This window comes from Micromonospora sp. NBC_00330 (assembly GCF_036136635.1).
GTDB classification, from domain to species: domain Bacteria; phylum Actinomycetota; class Actinomycetes; order Mycobacteriales; family Micromonosporaceae; genus Micromonospora; species Micromonospora salmantinae.
In genome coordinates this window covers 5872637-5892542 of sequence record NZ_CP108012.1, presented here as the reverse complement: position 1 = coordinate 5892542, position 19906 = coordinate 5872637, and the positions used below count along the sequence as shown (strand labels likewise).

Here is a 19906-nt window from a genome sequence, read left to right as displayed (position 1 = left end):
CCAGCCGAACTGATCGGCCGGTCGTCCCGGACGGACTGTCCGTACGGCTGTCGGGTTTCGGCGAGCGGGCGTCAGTAGCCCGACGTTCGACTGCCGACGGTCGGACTCCATCCGTACTCTTCGTGCCCATGACTCCGGATCATGACTGGTCGCGGAGCCCGGCTGGGCGTGCCACTCTGCCGGAGCTGCTCCGCGGGCATCGACGCGCCGCCGGCCTTACCCAGGCCGAGCTGGCGACCCGGGCCGGGGTGGGTGTGCGTACGGTGCGTGACCTGGAGCGTGGCCGGTCGATCCGGCCACAACGCACCACTGTCGAGCTGCTCGCCGGGGCGCTGGCGCTGACCGGCGCCGGTCGGGCGGCGTTCCTGGCCGCGGCCCGCGGCGCCGGTGCCGAACCGGCCCCGCCGGACGCCACCTCGACGACGCTCGCTGTCGGCGGCAGCGCCACGTCGGCGACCGCACCCGCCGACCCGTCGGTCGCGCTCCCGCCGCCGGTAGCGTTGATCGGCAGGGAGCGCGACCTCACCGAGCTGGCTGGAATGCTGACCGCGGAGCGAGGCCCCCGGTTGGTGAGCCTCGTCGGGTTGGCCGGCGTCGGCAAGACCGCCCTGGCGACGTCGGCGGCGCACCTGGTGGCCGCCGCCCACCCGGCCGGTGTCGCCGGGGTGCTGGTGGGCGAGGGCGCGGACGGTCCGGACGTGCTCGCCGCCTCGATGTCAGTGCTCGGCGTGGCGCGCCTTTCCGAACTCGTGGCGCTGCTCGCCGGGCGGCCGACGCTGCTGGTGATGGACGCCGTGGAGCGCGCCCCGGGCCCGGTGGCCGCGACAGTGCACCGGTTGCTCGGCGCACTGCCCTCGCTGCGGGTGCTGGTCACCGGGCGACACCCGGTCGGGTTGCCCGGCGAGCGGGTCTGGCCGGTCGCGCCGCTCGACGTGCCACCACCGGAGGCCGAGCAATCCGGACTCGAGTCGTGGCCGGCGGTCGCGTTGTTCACCGCCCGGCTCGCCCAGGTCCGCCGGGAGCCGCCCACCCCCGCTGAGCTGCCTGCGCTCGCCGCGTTGGTGCGCCGGTTGGGCGGGCTGCCGCTGGCCATCGAGCTGATGGCCGCGCGTGGCCGTCTCCTCGACCTCACCGAACTGCTCGACCGGTACGGCGACCGGGTGCTCGACCTGGCCACTCCCGCCGACGCGTCCGCCCACCCGGCCTGGGACGCACCGGAGGCGCTTGGCAGCGGGACGAGCGGACCCGACACCCGGGCGGTGGTCTCCATCGCCGTCACTCTGCGGGACGCGGTGGCGTTCAGCTACCGCCTGTTGGCGTCGGACGAGCAGGCAGCGCTGCGGCAGTTGGCCGTCTTCGGTAACCGGTGGTCGGTCGAGTTGGCCGAGGAGATGCTCACCGAGGAGGCCGACCGGGACGGCACCGTGGCCATCGACCCGGTTCCCCTGTTGGACCGCTTCGTCGAGTTGGGGCTGCTGAGCGTACGCGGAACCGGGTCGTTCCGGTTCCGGCTGCTCGACGCGGTCCGCGACTACGCCGTCGAGCAGGCGGCCGGTGCGGGTGAGCTGACCTGTATCCGGCGTCGACATGCGGAGGTCATCGCGCGCCTGGTGGCCCGGACCGCCACCGACCTGATCGGCCCACGGGTACCCGACGCGGTGCACCGGCTGGACGAGATGAGCAGTGACATCAGCTCGTCGTTGGCCCACGCGGCTACCGACGACCCGTTGACCGCGCTGCGGCTGGCGGCCTGTCTGACCCGCTGGTGGCGGTTCCGTGGACGCGATGTGGTCGGGCGGCAGTGGTTGCGGCGGCTGCTGGCGGACCCGCGGACTGCCGACGCCGATCCGCTCCTGCGTGGCTGGGCCGCCCTCGGGGTCGCCCGGCTGGCGGCGGAGCACGGCGCGGGCGCCGAGGAGTTGTCCACGGCCCTTGCGGCGTTGGACACCTTCCGGCAGGCCGGCGACGTCACCGGGGAGTTGGAGGCGCGAAACGTGCTCGGCACCCTGCTGATCTCCGTCGGGCGGCAGGACGAGGCTCGCGAGCAGGCCGAGGCGCTGCTGCGGTTGGCCGCCCGCAACGGGCGGACCCGGGACCTGGCGGTGGCCCAGAACAGCCTCGCCTGGCACGAGATCCGCACGGGCGATCTGGCTGCTGCCCGCCGTCGGCTCGCCGCGGTGGACCGGCTCGCCGCCGAGAGTGGGGAGCAGCGGCTGCGGGTGCTGGGCTGGGCCAATCGAGCCGAGGTCGCCCGACTGGAGGGCTGGTACGCGGATGCCATCGATCGTGGCCGGCGGGCGATCGCTGCCCTGTCCGAGCTGGGTGACCCCGGGCGTCGCCGTCGGGTGCTCGGGACCGTCGGGCTGGCGCTCGCCCAGGACGGCCGGGCCGCGGAGGCGACCGAGGTGCTGAACGAGTTGCGCGCCGGGGGCGTGGAGGCGCTGCCGGCGCGGCCGACAGTGCCGCGACCGCGCTCGGACGACGCGGCGCTGGCCTGGGGTGGGCCGGAGGTCGGGCTCTGTGCGCTGATCGAGGGGAACCTGGCGCTGCACCGGGGCGACCGGGAGTTGGCTGCCGAGTGGTTCGCGGCCGCCGCCGACCATGCGGGGCAGGATCGCCGCGACGTGGTGGAGGCGCTGGTCGGGCTGGCGGCGAGCACTGCGGACCCGTCGGTGCTCGATCGACTGGACCGGGTCTGTGTGGAGGGCGGCATCCGGCTGTTGCCGCAGGAGTCGGGCCTGCTCTACGCGCTGATCGCCGCCCGGGGTGGGCCGGCTCGGTAGCCTGCGCTTTCCCCGAGCGGATCGTGACGGGAGAGTGGCGCGGGCGAAGAGCCCCCTTGGTGCTACCCCTCGCTGATCGCCCGCGCCGTCACCCCCCGGTGATCCCCGGTGCGGGAAGCCTGCCACCGGTGCGGTGGCAGAAAGTCGGCTTGGACCGAATCCTCCAGCTTGGCTGGGTCAGTTCTGCCGGTCTTTCTGCCGCTGCCGCCGCCCGACGGCGGGTGCTGATCAGTGCCGTCGGGTGGCGTTGTCGGTGGTGGCGACCTGCTCCGGGCTGGCGTCGTCACTGCCGGCGGTGGCGCACGGGTGCGCGGCGTCGCGGACCCGCCGCAACCCGTCGAGGAGGGCCGCCAGCGCCTCGGGGTCGAGCTGTCCGGTGAACCACTGCTCGATCATCTGCAGGTGCCCGGGCAGCGTCTCGTTCAGGCGTTGCATCCCGGCGGCGGTGACCACCGCGTACGAGCTGCGTCGGTCGTTCGGGCAGGCCCGGCGGGTGAGCACCCCGTCGCGTTCCATCCGGTCGACCACCCTTGTCACTCCGCTGGTCGACAGGGAGGTCTGTGCGGCGAGGTCGGTCATGCGTAGTTGGTTGCCCGGCGAGCGGGCCAGTCGGGTGATGACCTCGAACTCGACCGCGGAGAGGCCGTGCTCCTCGAGTTGGGAGTTGAACCGGGCGGACAGCCCGGCGTGTGCCTCGAAGAGCAGGCCGACGGCGGTGATCCGGGGATCGTCGAAGACGTTGGTCACCCGCTCATCATATCAGTGCTTGACACGGGGAATGTTGTTGCAGTTATAGTTGCTCAAGCAGTCGTTGGGCTACTAAACAATCTCCTGGAGGACAGCAGCATGACCAGCAGCATCGATGCGGTTACCCGCGACTGGGACGGCCTCACCATCCCGGCGGCCGGCACCTACGCGCTCGACGTGGCGCACAAGCGGGTCGGCTTCGTTGCCCGGCACATGATGGTGAGCAAGGTTCGCGGTGAGTTCAACGAGGCGACCGCCACCATCACCGTCGCCGAGGACCCGCTGCAGTCGTCGGTCGTCGCCACCATTCAGGCCGCCAGCGTCGACACCACCCAGGCCGACCGGGACGCGCACCTGCGCAGCCCCGAGTTCCTGGACGCCGAGAAGTTCCCGACGCTCGAGTTCCGCAGCACCGGGGTCAAGTCCCGTCGCGGCGGCGAGTTCGTGCTCAACGGTGAGCTGACCATCAAGGACGTCACCCGTCCGGTCGAGCTGGAGGTGGAGTTCGAGGGCGTCGGCCGCAGCCCGTTCGGCCAGGACATCTTCGGTTTCTCCGCGAGCACCGAGATCGACCGCGAGGAGTTCGGCCTGACCTGGAACGTCGCCCTGGAGACCGGGGGCGTGCTGGTCAGCCGCAAGATCAAGATTGAGATCGAGGGCGAGGCCGTCCGTCAGGCCTGATCCCGGGGGATCGCCGGAGGGCCAGGGGGGATCCTCCCGGCGATCCGGTACGCAGGGCCCGCGCCGTACGTCGGCGCGGGCCCTGCGTCGTTCCCGCTGGTGGTAATTGTCACGGGTTGTTCGCACCGCAATCGGGTCCAGCCGGTCGACCACGGGGTACAGAAGGCGCCACGAGCGCGTCCGCCCCCGGTCGACGTCGGAACACTGCCGTCGGCCCCTGGCCCCGGTCAGGTGGGCGCTCTTACCGTGGATGCTTCACAAAGCGCTTCCGGGACGGCATGATCCCGACCGCGCCGGCCGTCGGGAGGACACATGGGCAGGGACGTCTCAGAGGGCGCCTTCACCCGGGATGATCGCGTCCGATATCGGCAGAAGGTGCGGCGGTGCCTGGACGTCTTCGCCCTGATGCTCGACGACTTCGGCTTCGACGCCGACCGGCCGATGACCGGCCTGGAGATCGAACTCAACCTGGTCGACTCGGCCGCCGAGCCGGCGATGCGCAACGAGGAGATCCTCGCCGACATCGCGGACCCCCTCTTCCAGACCGAGTTGGGGCAGTTCAACCTGGAACTCAACGCCGAGCCCCGACTGATCGAGGGCACCGGCTTCGCCGACTACGAGCACGACCTGCGCGGCAGCCTCTCCCGCGCCGACGAGCGTGCCGCCAGGTCCGACGCGAAGATCGTCCTGGTCGGCATCCTGCCCACCCTCACCGAGGGGCACCTGGTCGAGGACAACCTCTCCACCAACGAGCGTTACCGGGTGCTCAACGACCAGATCGTCGGCGCCCGGGGCGAGGACATCGAGCTGGACATCCGCGGCGTCGAGCAGTTGCGCACCCACACCGACTCGATCGCCCCCGAGGCCGCCTGCACGAGCCTCCAGTTCCACCTCCAGGTCGCCCCGGACAGCTTCGCCGACTACTGGAACGCGTCCCAGGCCATCGCCGGGGTGCAGGTGGCGGTCGGGGCCAACAGCCCCTTCCTGTACGGCCGCCAACTGTGGGCCGAAACGCGGATCGCCCTGTTCCAGCAGGCCACCGACACCCGCCCGGACGAGCTGAAGGCCCAGGGCGTACGGCCGCGGGTGTGGTTCGGCGAACGGTGGATCACCTCGATCTTCGACCTGTTCGAGGAGAACGTCAGGTACTTCCCGCCGCTGCTGCCGATCTGCGAGGACGAGGACCCGGTGGAGGTCCTGCACGCCGGCGGTGTGCCGCAGCTCGGGGAGCTGCGGTTGCACAACGGCACCGTCTACCGGTGGAACCGCCCGGTCTACGACATCATGAACGGCCGCCCCCACCTGCGGGTGGAGAACCGGGTGCTGCCGGCTGGTCCGACGGTGGTGGACATGCTGGCCAACGCGGCCTTCTACTTCGGGTTGGTACGCGGTCTGGCCGAGGCCGACCGACCGATCTGGAGTCAACTCACCTTCAGTTCCGCCGAGGAGAACTTCCACGCCGCCGCCCGACGTGGCCTCGACGCCGTGCTGCACTGGCCCGGGCTCGGCGACGTGCCGGTCACCAAGCTGGTCCTGGACCAATTGCTGCCCACCGCCGCCACCGGCCTGGACGGTTTCGGTGTCGCCCCGGCGCAGCGGGACCGGCTGCTCGGCATCATCGAGCAGCGCTGCCGTACCGGCCGCAACGGCGCCGTCTGGCAGACCGAGGCGGTCTGGGCGGCGGAGCGGCACCACGGCATGGATCGGCCGGACGCGCTGCACCACATGGTCAAGCGCTACGCCGAACTCCAGCGCACCAACGAGCCCGTCCACACCTGGCCAACCACCTGACCCACACCCCACCCCCTCCCCGAAACGCGTTGATCATGAAGTTGTTGCCATGACACGCCGAGCGAGGTGGCAACAACTTCATGATCAACAGGGTGGATCGGGGTTAGTCGGTGGTGGGGCGGGTGGTGCGGCGGGCTGCTCGGGTGCGCCGGCTGGTGGGGGTCAGGTCCTCTGCCGCTGTTGCTTCGGTGGGACGACCGGCCGGATCCGCTAGGTCTGGGTCCGTACGCGGGGCGGGAACCTGCGGTGCGGCGGTGGCGTCGCCCGGCAGCGAGCCCGTCCGGGGCGTCTGCGGTGGGGCGTCGGCCCTCCTGCGCCGCGCTGCGCTTCCGGCCGTCGGAGCTGAGGTTGTGGCCGTCGAGGCGGGGACCGGTGGCTCGGTCTCGGGGACCGGGGCCGGGTCGGCCACCGTGTCACGTGGCACCGCACTCAGCTCGGCCGAGCGGCCCTGTTCGGCCGGGCGGTTCCGTTCGCTTCGCTCGCCGAGGCGGGCGGCCAGCACTGAACCGCCGATACCGGCGATCACCGCGTACGGGGCGATGAGCTGGGTGGACAGCTGCGCGGGCCCCAGCGTCGACCAGTGCGGCAGTGTGGTCAGGTAGGCGAGCGCGACGAGCATCGGACCCGCCGCGCCGGAGGCCGCCGCACCCACGCGGTGCCCGCCCGAGCGGGCGGACCGCCGGGCGGCCAGTACGCCGATCAGCAGCGCGGGCACCAGCGCCAGCAGCGCACCGGGCCAGTAGAGCTGGCCCCCGATCCAGTACCGGGCGTGGTCCGGGTCGAACTGCCAGGTACCGAGTTGCGCGCCGGTCAGCCCTCGTCCGACGCGTACCCCGTCGATCACGGAGATCACCGCGAGCAGCCAGAGCCAGGCGGCCGTCGCTGTCACGTTTACCGCTGCGGCTCGGGAGCGAAGCGCCCAGATCGCGACGAGGACGCCGATCAGGATGCCCAGCGTCGCCTGTACGGCGGCCGTCCGTTGCGGAGCGCCGGTGTCCGCGCCGGTCGCGACCCGCGCGGGTACCGCGATCAACAGCACAGTGACCAGCCCGCCCAGCCCGGCGCCAAGCGCCAGGGCCACCCGACGCAGCAGGCCACCTCGGTCGTGGAGCGGCGGCTCGGCCACCGGTGGAGGCGTGCCCGCCACCACCGGGCTGGTGGTGTCGACGGCCGGTGAAGGCCCGTCAACCGGGCTCTCGTGCTCCGGCCTCCGGTCGTCGAGCTGCGGGCCCTCGCGGCGGGCAAAACCGTCGTGCGGCGAGATCACGGTCTTCGCCGGGGCGTTCCGTTGGTGCAGCCGCTGCGCGCAGACCGCCCCGAGGACCGTCGAGCTGGCGGCGAGCCAGGTGGCCCAGGCGAGGCCGTCCGCCCAGGCTGTATCGGTCGCACCGGCATCGGTGGGCGTCCAGGTGATGACGCCGAGCCCGTAGCCGAAGCCCAGTTGCGCGGCACCCGCGCCGGCAGCGACCCCGATCGCCGTTGCGATCGACACTCCCCAGCCCTGTCTGGCCATGCCGGGCAGCGTAACGTCCCGTCGTCGGCGCGGCGAGTCGCAAAGACCCGCCGGTGTGGACCGCCGGTGCGGGCGGATTGGGCGGCGGGCGGTACGGTCGCCGGTGATGAGGCGGTGGGCGTTATGACGGACACGAACACGGGCCAGCAGAATGCCGCCGGTGGCGGTGCGGGCCGGGCCAGCGTCGTGCTCGGTGGTGGGTTGGCGGCGGTGCTGCTCGCCGCCGTGGGTGCGACCGGTGGCTGGTTGCTGGCCGGCGAGGACGACGCGCCCTCTGGTGATCCGCTGGCCGTTGCGACCACGGCTGGCGCCTCGACCACCCGGGCCACCGCACCCCGACCGAGCACCGGGCGGCCGACACCGTCGGCGGTCCAGACCTCCGCCACCTCGACCAAGGGCGCCGGCCTGACCGTGCCGCCGGTGATCGGCACCGACTTCGAGCAGGCCCGGGACACGCTGCGCAAGCAGCGGCTGGGTTGGCGGCTGGTCTTCGGTGGCGGCGTCGGGCGCACGGTTCAGAGCACCACGCCGGACGTGGGCACCGAGGTCGCCCGGGGGACGACTGTGCAGCTACAGGTCGCCGGGCCGGCGCCGGCCGCCGAGGTGCCGGACGTGGTCGGCAAGAGTTGCGCCGACGCCGCCGACGAGTTGGTCGACGAGGGCCTCTACCCGCGCTACGTCAGCGGACGCACTGGGAAGGTCAGCCGGCAGGAGCCCGCCGAGGACGGCCCGGCCCGGTGGAACGACCAGGTCAGCATCTGGTGTGGCTCCGACGGCCAGCCGACCGCGAAACCTACGCAGTGATTCCAGGCCCGCGGGTTCGAGCCTCCCGGCCCGTAGCCGGGTCCTGTCCCGCCGACAGCCGGCGCGGCTCGGCACGCTGATCCCCACCGATGGCGGTGTGGGCGACTAGGTTGGCGGTCGAGGGCCATGACGCCCGTCCGGGTTCGGGAAAGGACGTGCGATGAGCGACGACCGCCAGGAGCCTCCCGCCGGCGAGCACGACGACGACCGGACCCGGCCCCTGCCCTCCGCCGCTGATCGGCCGGCCCCGACCGGGCCCGCCGCCGACGGGCCGGACGAGACGGCACCGATCGACCGGACCGTCTCGGCTCGTCCCGACCCGTCGCCCGATCAGACCATGCCGATCGACCGGTCCGCCGGCACGCGGCCGGGTCCGCCGGCCGACCAGACGGCGCCGATACCGCCGGCCTGGTCCGGTCGGGCCGAGGTGCGCTCGCCCCGACCGGATGACGCCGGCGGTGAGTGGTACGTCGAGGAGCAGGGTGGTCGGCGGTGGTGGTTGCCGATCCTCTGGGGCGTACTGGCGCTGTTGCTCGCCGCCCTGATCGGGGGCGCGCTCTGGTTGGTGCGTGCCCAGCAGGAGGACGACCGCAACGATCGGGGGCCCACCACCCCGTCTCCGCCGCCGACCAGTGCCCCCAGCACCCCGCCGACCAGCGCAGCCCCCACGTCGGCGGCGCCCACCAGTGAGTCGCCGAGCAGTTCGCCGACCACTGACGCGCCGGACGAGGTGCCGGTGCCACCGCTCGCCGGCCTGCCGCAGGCCACCGCCGAGGGGCTGTTGGCTCGGCTCGGCCTGGCCTACCGGGTGGTGTACCGCCCGTCGGAACTGCCACCGGGGACGGTGGTGGGCACCGAGCCGGAGGCGGGCACGTCGGTGTCGACCGACGACGAGGTGTTGTTGATCATCTCGCAGGCCGAGCCGCCGACCGGGGCGAGCCCGACCACGCCGAGCCCCACTGTGACGAACACGCCGTGACCGCTGGTCACCACATCCGACGGCGGGTGCCGACGAGGCCGATGCCGGCCAGCGAGATGGCGAGGCCGAAGATGCCGGACCAGAAGAGGGAGCGGCGCATGTCCGTGGCGCTGTGCCCGGCCGGAGCTGCTTCGGTGAGTGCCTGACGGCCGTCGGACTGGCCTCCGGCACCAAGGCCGGACACCGGCCCGGTCGGGTCGGCGCCACCAGCCTGGTCGGCCGGGGACCCGGTGTCGATCCAGCCGGGTTCGTCGTAGACCGACCGACCGTCGCCCGTCGGCGGGTCGGAGTCGAGCACGGTGATCTCCGGTGCGGGCACCGGTGCGGTCAGCCGGGTGGACGACATCGCCGGGTCGCGGACGAGGACCAGGAGTGTCGCCATCGCCCCGAGGAGGGCGAGGAGTCCGAAGGCGTAGGCGATACGGGAGCGGTGGTGCCGCCGCAGGGCGGGCTGATTGACCATGACCATCCCAGGGTCAGGGTCCTGGACGAGCGGGTGGAACGGTGCCGGGGTGGGCGTACCGATTCTATGGCGACGGCACGCCCACCGGCGGCGGTTCGGGTCGGTCAGCCCACCCGGAGCGGGGTACGCGCGACCGGACGGCGGGCCCGCACCGTGTGCGGGCGGGGTTCGGGGGCGGCCTGCAGTTGCTGCAACCCTTCCCGCTGGACGAAGATCGACCGTCGGGTGACCGCGTCGCCCGCGGCGTTCAACTCGTAGCCGTCGAGCCAGAGCCAGCCGTCGTAGGTCGGCCAGTCGAGCACCCGGATCACCCGGAACTTGATCGGCCTGAGGAACTGGACACTCGCCGCGCGTGTCACGTGCAGTACGTCACCGGTGCGGGGAAGCACATGGGCTCCTGGGGAGGATCGGCCGGCGGCTGCGCCGGCGGTGCCTGAACGGGGGACGTCTCGGCCGGTGACGGGGTCGTGCCTCGTGAACCGGTGGTGCGGATGGCAGTGGTCGGGCCGTACCCCGCTGGTGACGTGCCGCCACCCGACCACCACCCGGTTGCTTCCGGGAACCGCGCCCGCCGCCGCAGCTTGCCGGCTTGCAGCGGCGGGGTCCTTACCCCGGAGCAGGTCGCGTTGTCGTCGGCCGGGCCCGCGCCGTGCCCGGCTTCCCCGGAGCGGTGGGGTCACCACTCCGAGGGACCGAACGGAGACGCTGAGTGATCCGTGCCATACGGACAGAGTGCATCAGGGACGTGCTTCATGCAAGTTGCACGTCGACTTTTGCCGATACGTGAGCGTGTCGCGCGAAAGGCCTATTGAAGCCATCCGCGTCCGGGCGGCAGACTGAGGGCCGGTTTCGCCCGTCGCGGCCGGCCGAGGACCGGCACCATCCCCTTCGTCGCGAACGCTCGCCGGTCGACGGTCGCGCCCCCGGCGGGTGTCACCCAGTGGCGCGTTACCGGAGGTAGCCCGAGTGGGGTCGAGCAGCCAGCGGCGGGGACCAGTGGCTCACGGGTTGCGCCATGAGTGAGCGGCGCAGTCCCACCATCAGACGGCGGCGGCTCGGAGCCGAGCTGCGCCGCCAGCGGGAGTCCGCCGGAATCACCATCGAGGTGGTCGCCGAACAGTTGGAATGCTCGGCGTCGAAGGTCTCCCGGATCGAGACCGGGCACACCACTGCCACACCGCGCGACGTGCGGGACATGCTGCGGATCTACGGCGTGGTCGGTGCCGAGAGCGACGAGCTCGTGCAGATCGCCAGGGAGGCCCGCCAGAAGGGCTGGTGGCACCCCTACAGCACCGTGCTCGTCGGCGCGTACGTCGGGCTGGAGGCGGCGGCCAGTTCGATCCGGGCGTACGAACAGCAGGTCGTTCCGGGTCTTCTGGAGACCGAGGAGTACGCCGGGGCCATGATCCGTGCGGCTCGGCCGGACTTCACCGCCGATCAGGTGCATCAAAGAGTGCGTGTCCGTTTGGGCCGTCAGTCGTTATTGACCCAGGACGATCCGGTCGATCTGTGGGTGGTGCTCGATGAGGCGGTGGTAAGTCGGCCGGTGGGCGGGGACGAGGTGATGCGCGGTCAACTCAAGCGGTTGGTCGAGGTGGCCGAGTTGCCGAACGTGACGCTGCAGATCCTGCCGTTCGAGGTGGGTGCGCATGCCGGCATGGACGGCACGTTCACGATCCTCAGCTTCCCTGAGCCCGGTGATCCGGATGTTGTGTACGCGGAGAACGCCACGGGTGGGCTTTTCCTCGAGAAGAGCGACGAACTACAGAAGTACAGCTTCATCTTCGATCACATCCGCGCTGCGGCCATACGTCCGGAGGAGTCCGTCGCACACATCGCAAAACTGGCAGAGGAGCCGTTGTGGAAATGGCGACCAAAGGGTTCCCCGTGGACCTGACGCAGGCAGCATGGTTCAAGAGCTCGAAGAGCGGGCCGAACTGTGACAACTGCGTGGAGGTGGCGTACGTGACGGGGGCGGTCGGAGTGCGGGACTCGAAGGACAAGGCGGGCCCCGCCCTGGTCTTCGCTCCGGGTGACTGGCACTCCTTCGTTGCCGGCACCCGGGGTGGTGTGTTCGGCGCGGTCTGACCGACTGGTCAACGGAGTCCCCGTCCGGTTCGCCGGACGGGGACTCTGCCGTGTCCGCGGTGGGCGCGGCTGACCGTCGCGTCGCGGAGGGGTCGGCGAGGTTCCGTCGGGATTCCCGTCGCCAGAGCGTCCCCGTCTCGTTGAACCGGTCGGTACGGCGCTGGTCGACGACCCGCCGCACCGACCCGTAACCGAGCGAGTAGGCGAGACGGATGACGACGATCGGTTCAGACAACCTCACCACCGGTCCGGCAAAGCCGGAGCGGTTCGGTGGCAAGTACCGCGGCGCTCGTCGGGACACGGTTCTGACCGAGGTGGTCTCGACCGACCAGGAGTTGAGCGGGCGGGAGGGTGCTTCCGAGACGACGGATCCTCCGCTCTCGCTGCCCTCACTGGACCCGAACCCGCTGATCGAGCCGTCGTTCCCGCCGGCGGGCTGGCCGATGGAGCCGCCCGAGTCCCTGGCGGACCACCCGTTGCTGCGTGGTCTGCTGATGGAGTTGCCGCCGAAGGGCACGGTGCCCTCGCAGGACTGGCTGGACCGCTGGTTCGAGGCCACCAGGTCGATCCTGGAACTGCTATACGTGCAGAGCGCCAGCCGCCCGCGTTGACCCTGCGACGGCGGGCTGGGCCCGCTCCGCGAAGCGGTTGTGGCGTAGCGCGTGCCGGACCCCGATGGCGATCACCGCGAGCGCGCCCACGGTGATCGCCGGCCCGGTGACGCCGGGGTCGGCTCCGAGGTCGGAGCCGGTGGCGGCGATCAACGCCGGCACCGTGGCCAGGGCGGTGACCTGTAGTGGCAGCCCGACGAGCGGGTGGGCCGCGGCGGCGCGCAGCCCGTGCGGCGCGGGCGTGGCGGGGGCGCTGGCGAACGCGCCCGCACCTGCCCACAGCCGGCGGATCCGTCGTACCGAGCAGGCCGTCGCCACGAGCGCCGGGCCGGCAGCCACTGTGAGCCCGGCGGCGGCCCGGTCGACCGGTGCGGTGCCGGCGCTGAGCAGCCCGCCGCCGAGGACGGCCGCGGTGAGCGCCACGCCGGTGAGGGCCAGCACCAGCAACCATCCGGTACGTCGGCGCAGCATGCGGGTGTTGCGCAGCCGGGGAAGGCCGTCGGCAACGACGCCGGCGGCCAGCCAGACGGCGGCGACCGGGAGCAGGATGGTGAGCTGACTCTCCATGTTCGAGAGTCTTTCCCGAATCCCGGCGAGGCGAATCCGGGCGTGTCCCCCGTTCGCCCCGGACGCCGGGCCCGTAGGGGGTCATCACTCGAAGGTATGGCCGTTTCGACATGTTCAACTGCCCGACGACTGACCTACCCTCAGCTAGATCGGCAAGTGTCGATTGATGTTGGGACCGGTGGTCACGTTCCACTGCCGGTCAGAGGGAGGTAGGAAATGGGTCTTCCACGAAGGTCCGTACTGATCGGGGTGGCCGCGGCGACCGTGCTGGCCGTCGGTACCCCAGCCCTGGCCGCCGAACCCGTGGGTGTGGTTCGCGCCGCCGGCGGAGCCACCGCCGTGCCGGACAGCTACATCGTCGTACTCAAGGACAGCGCCGTGGCCCGGGACCGGGTCGGCGACACCGCGAAGCGGCTCTCCGGCCGCCACGGCGGCACCGTGGCCCGCACCTACGGCGCGGCGCTGCGCGGCTTCGAGGCCAAGGTCAACGCGAGCGCGGCGGCGCGGATCGCGGCCGACCCGGCGGTGGCGTACGTCGAGCAGAACCACACCGTCTCGATCTCCGGCACGCAGGCCAACCCGCCCTCCTGGGGCCTCGACCGGATCGACCAGCGCAACCTGCCGTTGGACAGCTCCTACACCTACCCGAACACGGCGAGCAACGTGCACGCCTACATCATCGACACCGGCATCCGGTTCTCCCACAACGACTTCGGCGGCCGGGCCACCTCCGGCTACGACGCTGTGGACGGCGGGTCGGCCGACGACTGCAACGGGCACGGCACGCACGTGGCCGGCACTGTCGGCGGGTCCGCGTACGGGGTGGCCAAGGGCGTCCAGCTCGTCGGCGTACGGGTGCTGAACTGCTCGGGCAGTGGCACCAACGCCGGTGTGATCGGCGGCGTCGACTGGGTCACCGCGAACGCGATCAAGCCGGCGGTGGCGAACATGAGTCTCGGCGGCGGCGCGAACAGCTCACTGGACAACGCCGTCCGCAACTCGATCGCCTCGGGTGTCACGTACGGCCTGGCGGCCGGCAACGACAACGGCGCGAACGCCTGCAACACCTCGCCGGCGCGTACCACGGAAGCCATTACGGTGGGCTCGACGACCAGCTCGGACGCCCGGTCGTCGTTCTCCAACGTCGGCACCTGCCTGGACATCTTCGCGCCCGGCTCGTCGATCACCTCGGCCTGGTACAACAGCAACACCGCCACCAACACGATCAGCGGCACCTCGATGGCCACCCCGCACGTGGTCGGAGCGGCGGCTCTGGTGGCCAGCGCCAACCCGAGCTGGACCCCGGCTCAGGTCCGCAACCAACTGGTGGCCAACGCCACGCCCAACGTGGTGAGCAACCCCGGCTCGGGCTCGCCGAACCTGCTGCTCTACGTGGGCACCGGCACCACCCCGCCGCCGCCCACCGGCTGCACCGGCACCAACGGCACCGACGTGTCGATCCCGGACGCCGGCTCGGCGGTGACCAGCTCGATCACCATCTCCGGCTGCGGTCGCAACGCCTCCTCGACCTCCACCGTGGCGGTGAACATCGTGCACACCTACCGCGGTGACCTGGTCATCGACCTGCTCGCCCCGGACGGCAGCTCGTACCGGTTGAAGAACAGCAGCACCTCGGACAGCGCCGACAACGTGAACGCCACGTACACGGTCAACGTGTCCGGTGAGGCCGCCGACGGCATCTGGCGACTCCAGGTGCGGGACACCTACTCGGCCGACACCGGCTACATCAACACCTGGACCCTGACCGTCTGACCGGTCCCTGACGACGCAAGGCCCCACCCGGCGTGCCGGGTGGGGCCTCGCGTCGTACGGATCGGGGTCAGACCGAGAAGGTGGCCGGCCGCTCGGTGGCCGGGGCCGGCGGGCGGGCCTTCCACAGGCCGATCTTCTGCGCGGCGAGCCGGCTCAGGTAGGCCGGGTTGAGGATGACGTAGCGGCGCCAGAGCCGCTTCGGCTCCAGACCGAGGCGCCAGAACCACTCAAGACCGACGCGCTGCATCCACGGCGGGGGCTGGCGCAGCAGCCCGGCGTGGTAGTCGAAGGCCGCGCCGACCGCCATCAGCGGCATGTCGAGCAGTGGCCGCATGGCGTACGCGAAGACCTCCTGGCGCGGGCAGCCGAGCCCGACCAGCACCAACCGGGCGCCACTGGACCGGATCCGGTCGGCGATCTCGGCGTCCTCACCGGGCTGGACGGCACGGAACTTGGACGGCTCCACCCCGGCGATCTTCAGCGCCGGGAACATCCGCTCCAAGGCTGGGATCAACCGGGCGAGGGTCTCCTCGGTCGAGCCGTACAGGTAGACCGGTAGCCCCTCGTCAGCGAAGCGCGACAGCACGTGCAGGGTCAGGGTCGGCCCGTACACCCGGTCGCTGAGCCCGGCGTGGTGCAGCAGGTTGAGCGCCCACCGCACCGGCTGCCCGTCCGGCGTGACCACGTCGAAGGAGTTCAGCCGCGCGTTGTGCGCCGGGTCGAGGACCCCGGTCATCACACCGTGCACTGCCAACGCGGTCAACGCGAGGGGACGCCGCTCGTGTGCCGCGGTCACCACCGCGTCGGTCGCCGTGGCGTAGTCGGTGGCGTCGATCAGAACGCCGAGCACGTTGCGCTTCGTTCGGGCGCTCACGGCTGGGCCACCCACTTGTCCACGTTGGCCTCGTAGATTTCCCGCAGGATCATCGGCACGTCGTAAGTGATCTTCCAGTCCGGATATTGCGCCTCGAACCGGGCCATGCTGCTGACGTACCACTGGTGGTCGCCTGTGCGGTTCTGCTCGACGTAGTTGATCTGCGCCTCGCGGCCGGTGATCTCCTCCGCGATCCGGAACGCCTCGATGTGCGAGGTGTTGGAGTGCCGGCCGCCACCGAGGTTGTAGACCTCCGCGGATCGCGGGGCCCGGAAGAACGCCTCGAACGCGGTCAGCACGTCGTGCGAGTGGATCGCGTCCCGCACCATCTTGCCCTTGTAGCCGAAGAGGTTGTACGTCCGGCCCTCCATGACGCAGCGCATCAGATAGGCCAGGAACCCGTGCAGCTCGGCCGCGGAGTGCGCCGGGCCGGTCAGCGTGCCGCCCCGGAAACAGGCGGTCTTCATGTCGAAGTAGCGCCCGTACTCCTGGACCATCACGTCCGCGGCGACCTTGGAGGCGCCGAAGACCGAGTGCAGCGAGTGGTCGATGGACATCTCTTCGGTGATGCCCTGGTACCAGCGGTGGTCCTCGGGCAGCTCGTACCGGGTCTCCAGCTCGATGAGCGGCAGGCTGTTGGGCCGGTCGCCGTACACCTTGTTCGTCGAGCAGTGGATGAACGGCGCGTCGATAGCGTGCCGGCGGGTGTTCTCCAGGATGTTGAGCGTGCCGCCGGCGTTCACGTCGAAGTCCGTGTACGGCTCCTTGGCTGCCCAGTCATGGCTCGGCTGGGCGGCGCTGTGGATCACCACGGCGATGTCCGAGCCGTACTTCTTGAACACCTGCTCCAGGCCGTCCCGGTCCCGGATGTCCACCGCGAAGTGGGTGTACGCGCTACCCAGGTCACGGCTGAGCCGTTCCAGGCTCCACGAGGTGGAGCCGTCCTCGCCGAAGAAGTACCGGCGCATGTCGTTGTCGATGCCGACGACGTCCAGACCGAGGCCGGCGAAATGCCGGACCGCCTCGGAGCCGATCAGACCACCCGACCCTGTCACCAACGCGACACTCACACGCCACTCCTGGTCCATTGGAGGCAGAATCCATCGGAGCATAGCGTGACGTCCAGCACGCCCCGATATGACGGAAGGGCCCCGCATGAAGCGGAGCCCTCGTCGGTGGTGGGGATGGGGGGAGTTGAACCCCCACGCCCTTTCGGGCACACGGACCTGAACCGTGCGCGTCTGCCATTCCGCCACATCCCCGTGGCACAACCCGGAACACTCTAGCTGCCCGGCCCCGCTGTCTCCAACGGGCCTCGGGAATACTACGCTGTCCCTGACGCTCGCCACGAGCGATTACCGTTCGTGGCGGACGAAAGATTAGCACGACAGTCGCGGCCCTTCCGAACGGGTCGAGAGCAGCCGGCCGAGCGGCGTGTGAGCTGCGCGCGCGCCGGCCGGATACCATCATGTCCTCGGGACCCGAGGAGGAGCCGGTGAGCGTGCTGCAACGCTTCGAGAAGCGTCTGGAAGGCCTGGTCGAAGGGGCCTTCGCCAAGGTCTTCAAAGGGGTGGTCCACCCCGTGGAGATCCTCAACGCCATGCAGCGGGAGGCCGAGGCGCACAAGGCGATCCTGGCCGGTGGGCGCACGTTGGTGCCCAACCGCTACGTGATCGATCTCTCGCCGTTCGACCACAGTCGGCTGGCGCCGTACGCCGCCGCGCTGGCCCAGGAGTTGGCCCAGTCGCAGGCGGAGTTCATCGGCGAGCAGGCGTGGACGGTCTACGGCGACGTGATCGTCGAGATCGAGCGAGGCGAGGGTCTGGACACGGGCATGTTCCGTGTCACGGCCGAGGTCTACACCGGCGGCGAGGTCGCCCCGGTGTCGGCGCCCGGCTACGACGCCGGCCCGCCCGCCTACCCCGCGTACGACCAGGGCGGTGGCTACGGCCCGCCGCCAGGGCACGGTGGCGGTCGCAACGTGCGGCTGGTCTCCGGCGACGGTCGCACCTACCCCCTCCAGATGGGGTCGACGGTGATCGGTCGCGGCGACCAGGCCAACCTGCGTCTGCCCGACGTCGGCATCTCCCGGCGACACGCCCGGCTGGATTTCGACGGGGGCCAGGTCGTGTTGACCGACCTGGGTTCGACCAACGGCACCATGGTGAACGGGCAGCGGGTCTCCGCCGTCGCGCTCAACCCTGGTGACATGGTCCAGCTCGGGACGACGACGCTGACCTTCCGCGTGGACGGCTGACCCGCCTTGCCGGAACTGGTCATCACCGTTGCCCGGTTCGGGTTCCTGATCCTGCTGTGGATCTTCGTGTTCACGGTGGTCGGCGTGATCCGCCGGGACCTCTTCGCGGGCGCCCGGTCCGGTCGTCTGGTGGCCGCGCCACGCGCGGTGGGCGCCTCGACGGGGCAGGCGGCCAAGCCGGCGAAGGTGAAACGGGGCAGAGCGGCGCACCAGCTGGTGGTGACGGCCGGTCAGCTGGCCGGCACCAAAATCACTCTCGGTGAAGCGCAGATCACCATCGGTCGGGCTGAGGACTCCACCCTGGTCATCACCGACGACTACGCCTCCGCGCGACACGCCCGGCTCGTGCCGCGTGAGGGGCAGTGGTACGTCGAGGACCTCGGCTCGACTAACGGCACGTACCTCGATCGCGCTAAGGTCTCCGGACCAACCCCCGTCCCCCTCGGCGTGCCGATCCGGATCGGCCGCACTTCCCTCGAATTACGGCCATGACTCTGACCCTGCGCTATGCGGCCCACAGCGACCGCGGTCTGATCCGAGACGGCAATCAAGACTCCGTCTACGCCGGGCCGCGGTTACTCGCCGTTGCCGACGGCATGGGCGGTATGGCCGCCGGTGACGTCGCCAGCAACATCGTCATCGGTGCCATGGCGCCGCTCGACGAGGACGTCCCGGGGGACGCTCTCGTCGATGCGTTGCGTTCGGCCGTGGGCACCGCCAACCAACAACTCCGCGACACGGTGGACGCCAACCCGCAGTTGGAGGGGATGGGCACCACGCTGACGGCGACCCTCTTCACCGGCAGCAAGCTGGGGATGGTCCACATTGGCGACTCGCGGGCCTACCTGCTGCGCAATGGCGAGTTCGCGCAGATCACCAAGGACGACACCTACGTCCAGATGCTGGTCGACGAAGGCCGCATCAGCGCCGAGGAGGCGAGCAGTCACCCGCAGCGGTCGCTGCTCACCCGCGCCCTCGACGGTCGGGACATCGACCCGGAGTACTCGGTCCGCCAGGTCATGCCCGGCGACCGGTACCTGATCTGCAGCGACGGTCTCTCAGGTGTGGTCAGCGCCGAAACCATCGGCGAGACCCTGCGGGAGTACACCGACCCGCAGCAGTGCGTCGAGCGGCTGGTGCAGCTCGCGCTGCGCGGCGGCGGGCCGGACAACATCACGGTGATCATCGCCGACGCCACGGACCAGGACATCGTCGAGGCGACCCCGATCGTGGGCGGCGCCGCCGCCCGGGACCGGGGCATGGCGACCTCCGCCGACGACTCGACTCCGGCCGCCCGAGCCTCGGCGCTCTCCGCGCCGCGTCCGGCCGCGCCCGAGGAGCCGGCGGCCTCCGACGACGACGCCGACCGGCCGAAGCGACGCCCGGTCCGGACCGCCGCCATGGCGCTGGCCCTGCTGGTGATCGTCGGCGGTGCGGCGTTCGGTGGTTGGACCTACACCCAGCGGCAGTACTACGTGGGAGCCACCGAAGAGGGCCAGGTCGCCGTCTTCCGCGGTGTCCAGGGTCAGATCGCCGGCATGGACCTGTCCAGCGTGCACCGCCGCAGCGGCACCCGCCTGGACGACCTCACCGTCGCCGCACAGGACACCGTCAAGGTCGGCATCCGGGCCAAGAGTGAGCCGGACGCGGAGCGTCAGCTCGCCGAGCTGACCAGCGACACGCCGAGCAACCCCAACCTGAAGCCGCTCTGCCCGCTCGACCCGACCGCCGGGGTCACCACGCCGACGCCGACGCCGACCCCGGTCGGTTCGACGCCGACCCCGAACGGCAGCCCGAGCGCCAACGCGTCGCCGACCCCCAACGGGGTTGTCAGCGCAAGCCCGACCGTCGGTGCCACCACCGCTCTCGGTGGGGCCGGCGCGACCACCACACCCGACGTCACGCCCTCCGACTCGGCCTCACCGGCGCTCGACACGGCCGGCTGCCGGTCTCCTGAGTGAGCGTCGGCTGAGAT

General features: G+C 71.2%; 19 protein-coding genes and 1 tRNA gene. 12 read left to right on the top strand and 8 right to left on the bottom strand.

What is annotated here, in order from left to right:
• The first annotated feature begins 128 nt into the window (after positions 1 to 128).
• A complete protein-coding gene (locus OG598_RS26810; RefSeq protein WP_328651596.1) occupies positions 129 to 2783 on the top strand; it encodes an ATP-binding protein in 2655 nt (884 codons plus the stop codon).
• 228 nt (positions 2784 to 3011) lie between these two features.
• On the opposite strand, the gene OG598_RS26805 is transcribed toward OG598_RS26810, so the two are convergent.
• The gene (locus OG598_RS26805; RefSeq protein ID WP_328651595.1) at positions 3012 to 3530 is read right to left on the bottom strand and encodes a MarR family winged helix-turn-helix transcriptional regulator; all 519 of its coding nucleotides are present in this window, start codon (positions 3528 to 3530) and stop codon (positions 3012 to 3014) included.
• 99 nt (positions 3531 to 3629) lie between these two features.
• On the opposite strand from OG598_RS26805, the gene OG598_RS26800 reads away from it, so the two are divergent.
• Positions 3630 to 4211, top strand: a complete 582-nt coding sequence (locus tag OG598_RS26800; RefSeq protein WP_328651594.1) for a YceI family protein — start codon at positions 3630 to 3632, stop codon at positions 4209 to 4211.
• Between the two features lie 312 nt (positions 4212 to 4523).
• Positions 4524 to 6002, top strand: coding sequence for a glutamate--cysteine ligase (locus OG598_RS26795; protein WP_328651593.1), 1479 nt, complete (start codon positions 4524 to 4526; stop codon positions 6000 to 6002).
• A 103-nt stretch (positions 6003 to 6105) separates the two neighbouring features.
• Here the strand turns inward: OG598_RS26795 and OG598_RS26790 are convergent, their stop codons facing one another.
• Positions 6106 to 7515: a hypothetical protein gene (locus OG598_RS26790; RefSeq protein ID WP_328651592.1), complete on the bottom strand. Its 1410-nt coding sequence runs from the start codon at positions 7513 to 7515 to the stop codon at positions 6106 to 6108.
• 123 nt (positions 7516 to 7638) lie between these two features.
• On the opposite strand from OG598_RS26790, the gene OG598_RS26785 reads away from it, so the two are divergent.
• Both OG598_RS26785 and OG598_RS26780 read left to right on the top strand, forming a co-directional pair.
• Positions 7639 to 8319: a PASTA domain-containing protein gene (locus OG598_RS26785; protein ID WP_328651591.1), complete on the top strand. Its 681-nt coding sequence runs from the start codon at positions 7639 to 7641 to the stop codon at positions 8317 to 8319.
• 160 nt (positions 8320 to 8479) lie between these two features.
• The gene (locus OG598_RS26780; RefSeq protein WP_328651590.1) at positions 8480 to 9298 is read left to right on the top strand and encodes a PASTA domain-containing protein; all 819 of its coding nucleotides are present in this window, start codon (positions 8480 to 8482) and stop codon (positions 9296 to 9298) included.
• 7 nt (positions 9299 to 9305) lie between these two features.
• Here OG598_RS26780 and OG598_RS26775 read toward each other — a convergent pair whose 3' ends face one another.
• Both OG598_RS26775 and OG598_RS26770 read right to left on the bottom strand, forming a co-directional pair.
• Complete coding sequence (locus OG598_RS26775) at positions 9306 to 9767, bottom strand: hypothetical protein (protein ID WP_328651589.1); 462 nt, start codon at positions 9765 to 9767, stop codon at positions 9306 to 9308.
• A gap of 98 nt (positions 9768 to 9865) precedes the next feature.
• Positions 9866 to 10150, bottom strand: coding sequence for a hypothetical protein (locus OG598_RS26770; RefSeq protein ID WP_091396374.1), 285 nt, complete (start codon positions 10148 to 10150; stop codon positions 9866 to 9868).
• 626 nt (positions 10151 to 10776) lie between these two features.
• Between OG598_RS26770 and OG598_RS26765 the strand changes: the two genes are divergently transcribed.
• From OG598_RS26765 to OG598_RS26755, 3 genes are all read left to right on the top strand, one after another.
• Positions 10777 to 11658: a helix-turn-helix domain-containing protein gene (locus OG598_RS26765; protein ID WP_091396372.1), complete on the top strand. Its 882-nt coding sequence runs from the start codon at positions 10777 to 10779 to the stop codon at positions 11656 to 11658.
• Positions 11628 to 11849, top strand: coding sequence for a DUF397 domain-containing protein (locus tag OG598_RS26760; protein WP_091396369.1), 222 nt, complete (start codon positions 11628 to 11630; stop codon positions 11847 to 11849). Before OG598_RS26765 ends, OG598_RS26760 begins: the two co-directional genes overlap by 31 nt.
• 212 nt (positions 11850 to 12061) lie before the next feature.
• Positions 12062 to 12460, top strand: a complete 399-nt coding sequence (locus tag OG598_RS26755; protein ID WP_238658498.1) for a hypothetical protein — start codon at positions 12062 to 12064, stop codon at positions 12458 to 12460.
• Here OG598_RS26755 and OG598_RS26750 read toward each other — a convergent pair.
• The gene (locus OG598_RS26750; protein WP_328651588.1) at positions 12428 to 13027 is read right to left on the bottom strand and encodes a hypothetical protein; all 600 of its coding nucleotides are present in this window, start codon (positions 13025 to 13027) and stop codon (positions 12428 to 12430) included. The two genes, OG598_RS26755 and OG598_RS26750, sit on opposite strands and share 33 nt — an antisense overlap.
• Positions 13028 to 13243: 216 nt before the next feature.
• Between OG598_RS26750 and OG598_RS26745 the strand changes: the two genes are divergently transcribed.
• Complete coding sequence (locus tag OG598_RS26745; RefSeq protein ID WP_328651587.1) at positions 13244 to 14800, top strand: S8 family peptidase; 1557 nt, start codon at positions 13244 to 13246, stop codon at positions 14798 to 14800.
• Positions 14801 to 14867: 67 nt separating this feature from the next.
• On the opposite strand, the gene OG598_RS26740 is transcribed toward OG598_RS26745, so the two are convergent.
• From OG598_RS26740 to OG598_RS26730, 3 genes are all read right to left on the bottom strand, one after another.
• Positions 14868 to 15674, bottom strand: a complete 807-nt coding sequence (locus OG598_RS26740) for a WecB/TagA/CpsF family glycosyltransferase (protein WP_328651586.1) — start codon at positions 15672 to 15674, stop codon at positions 14868 to 14870.
• Positions 15671 to 16786: an NAD-dependent epimerase/dehydratase family protein gene (locus OG598_RS26735; protein WP_328651585.1), complete on the bottom strand. Its 1116-nt coding sequence runs from the start codon at positions 16784 to 16786 to the stop codon at positions 15671 to 15673. The genes OG598_RS26740 and OG598_RS26735 overlap by 4 nt, the downstream gene beginning before the upstream one ends.
• Positions 16787 to 16850: 64 nt before the next feature.
• A tRNA-Leu gene (locus tag OG598_RS26730) sits at positions 16851 to 16936 on the bottom strand.
• A gap of 206 nt (positions 16937 to 17142) precedes the next feature.
• Between OG598_RS26730 and OG598_RS26725 the strand changes: the two genes are divergently transcribed.
• The 3 genes from OG598_RS26725 to OG598_RS26715 are packed head-to-tail and all read left to right on the top strand — an operon-like array spanning position 17143 to position 19892.
• Positions 17143 to 17931 carry an FhaA domain-containing protein gene (locus OG598_RS26725; RefSeq protein ID WP_007454122.1) on the top strand — a complete coding sequence of 263 codons (789 nt, stop codon included), beginning with the start codon at positions 17143 to 17145 and terminating at the stop codon, positions 17929 to 17931.
• A 6-nt stretch (positions 17932 to 17937) separates the two neighbouring features.
• Entirely contained in the window at positions 17938 to 18423 is a 486-nt protein-coding gene (locus tag OG598_RS26720) for an FHA domain-containing protein FhaB/FipA (RefSeq protein ID WP_030487599.1), read from the top strand.
• Positions 18420 to 19892, top strand: coding sequence for a PP2C family protein-serine/threonine phosphatase (locus OG598_RS26715; protein ID WP_328651584.1), 1473 nt, complete (start codon positions 18420 to 18422; stop codon positions 19890 to 19892). The genes OG598_RS26720 and OG598_RS26715 overlap by 4 nt, the downstream gene beginning before the upstream one ends.
• Positions 19893 to 19906 lie beyond the last annotated feature (14 nt).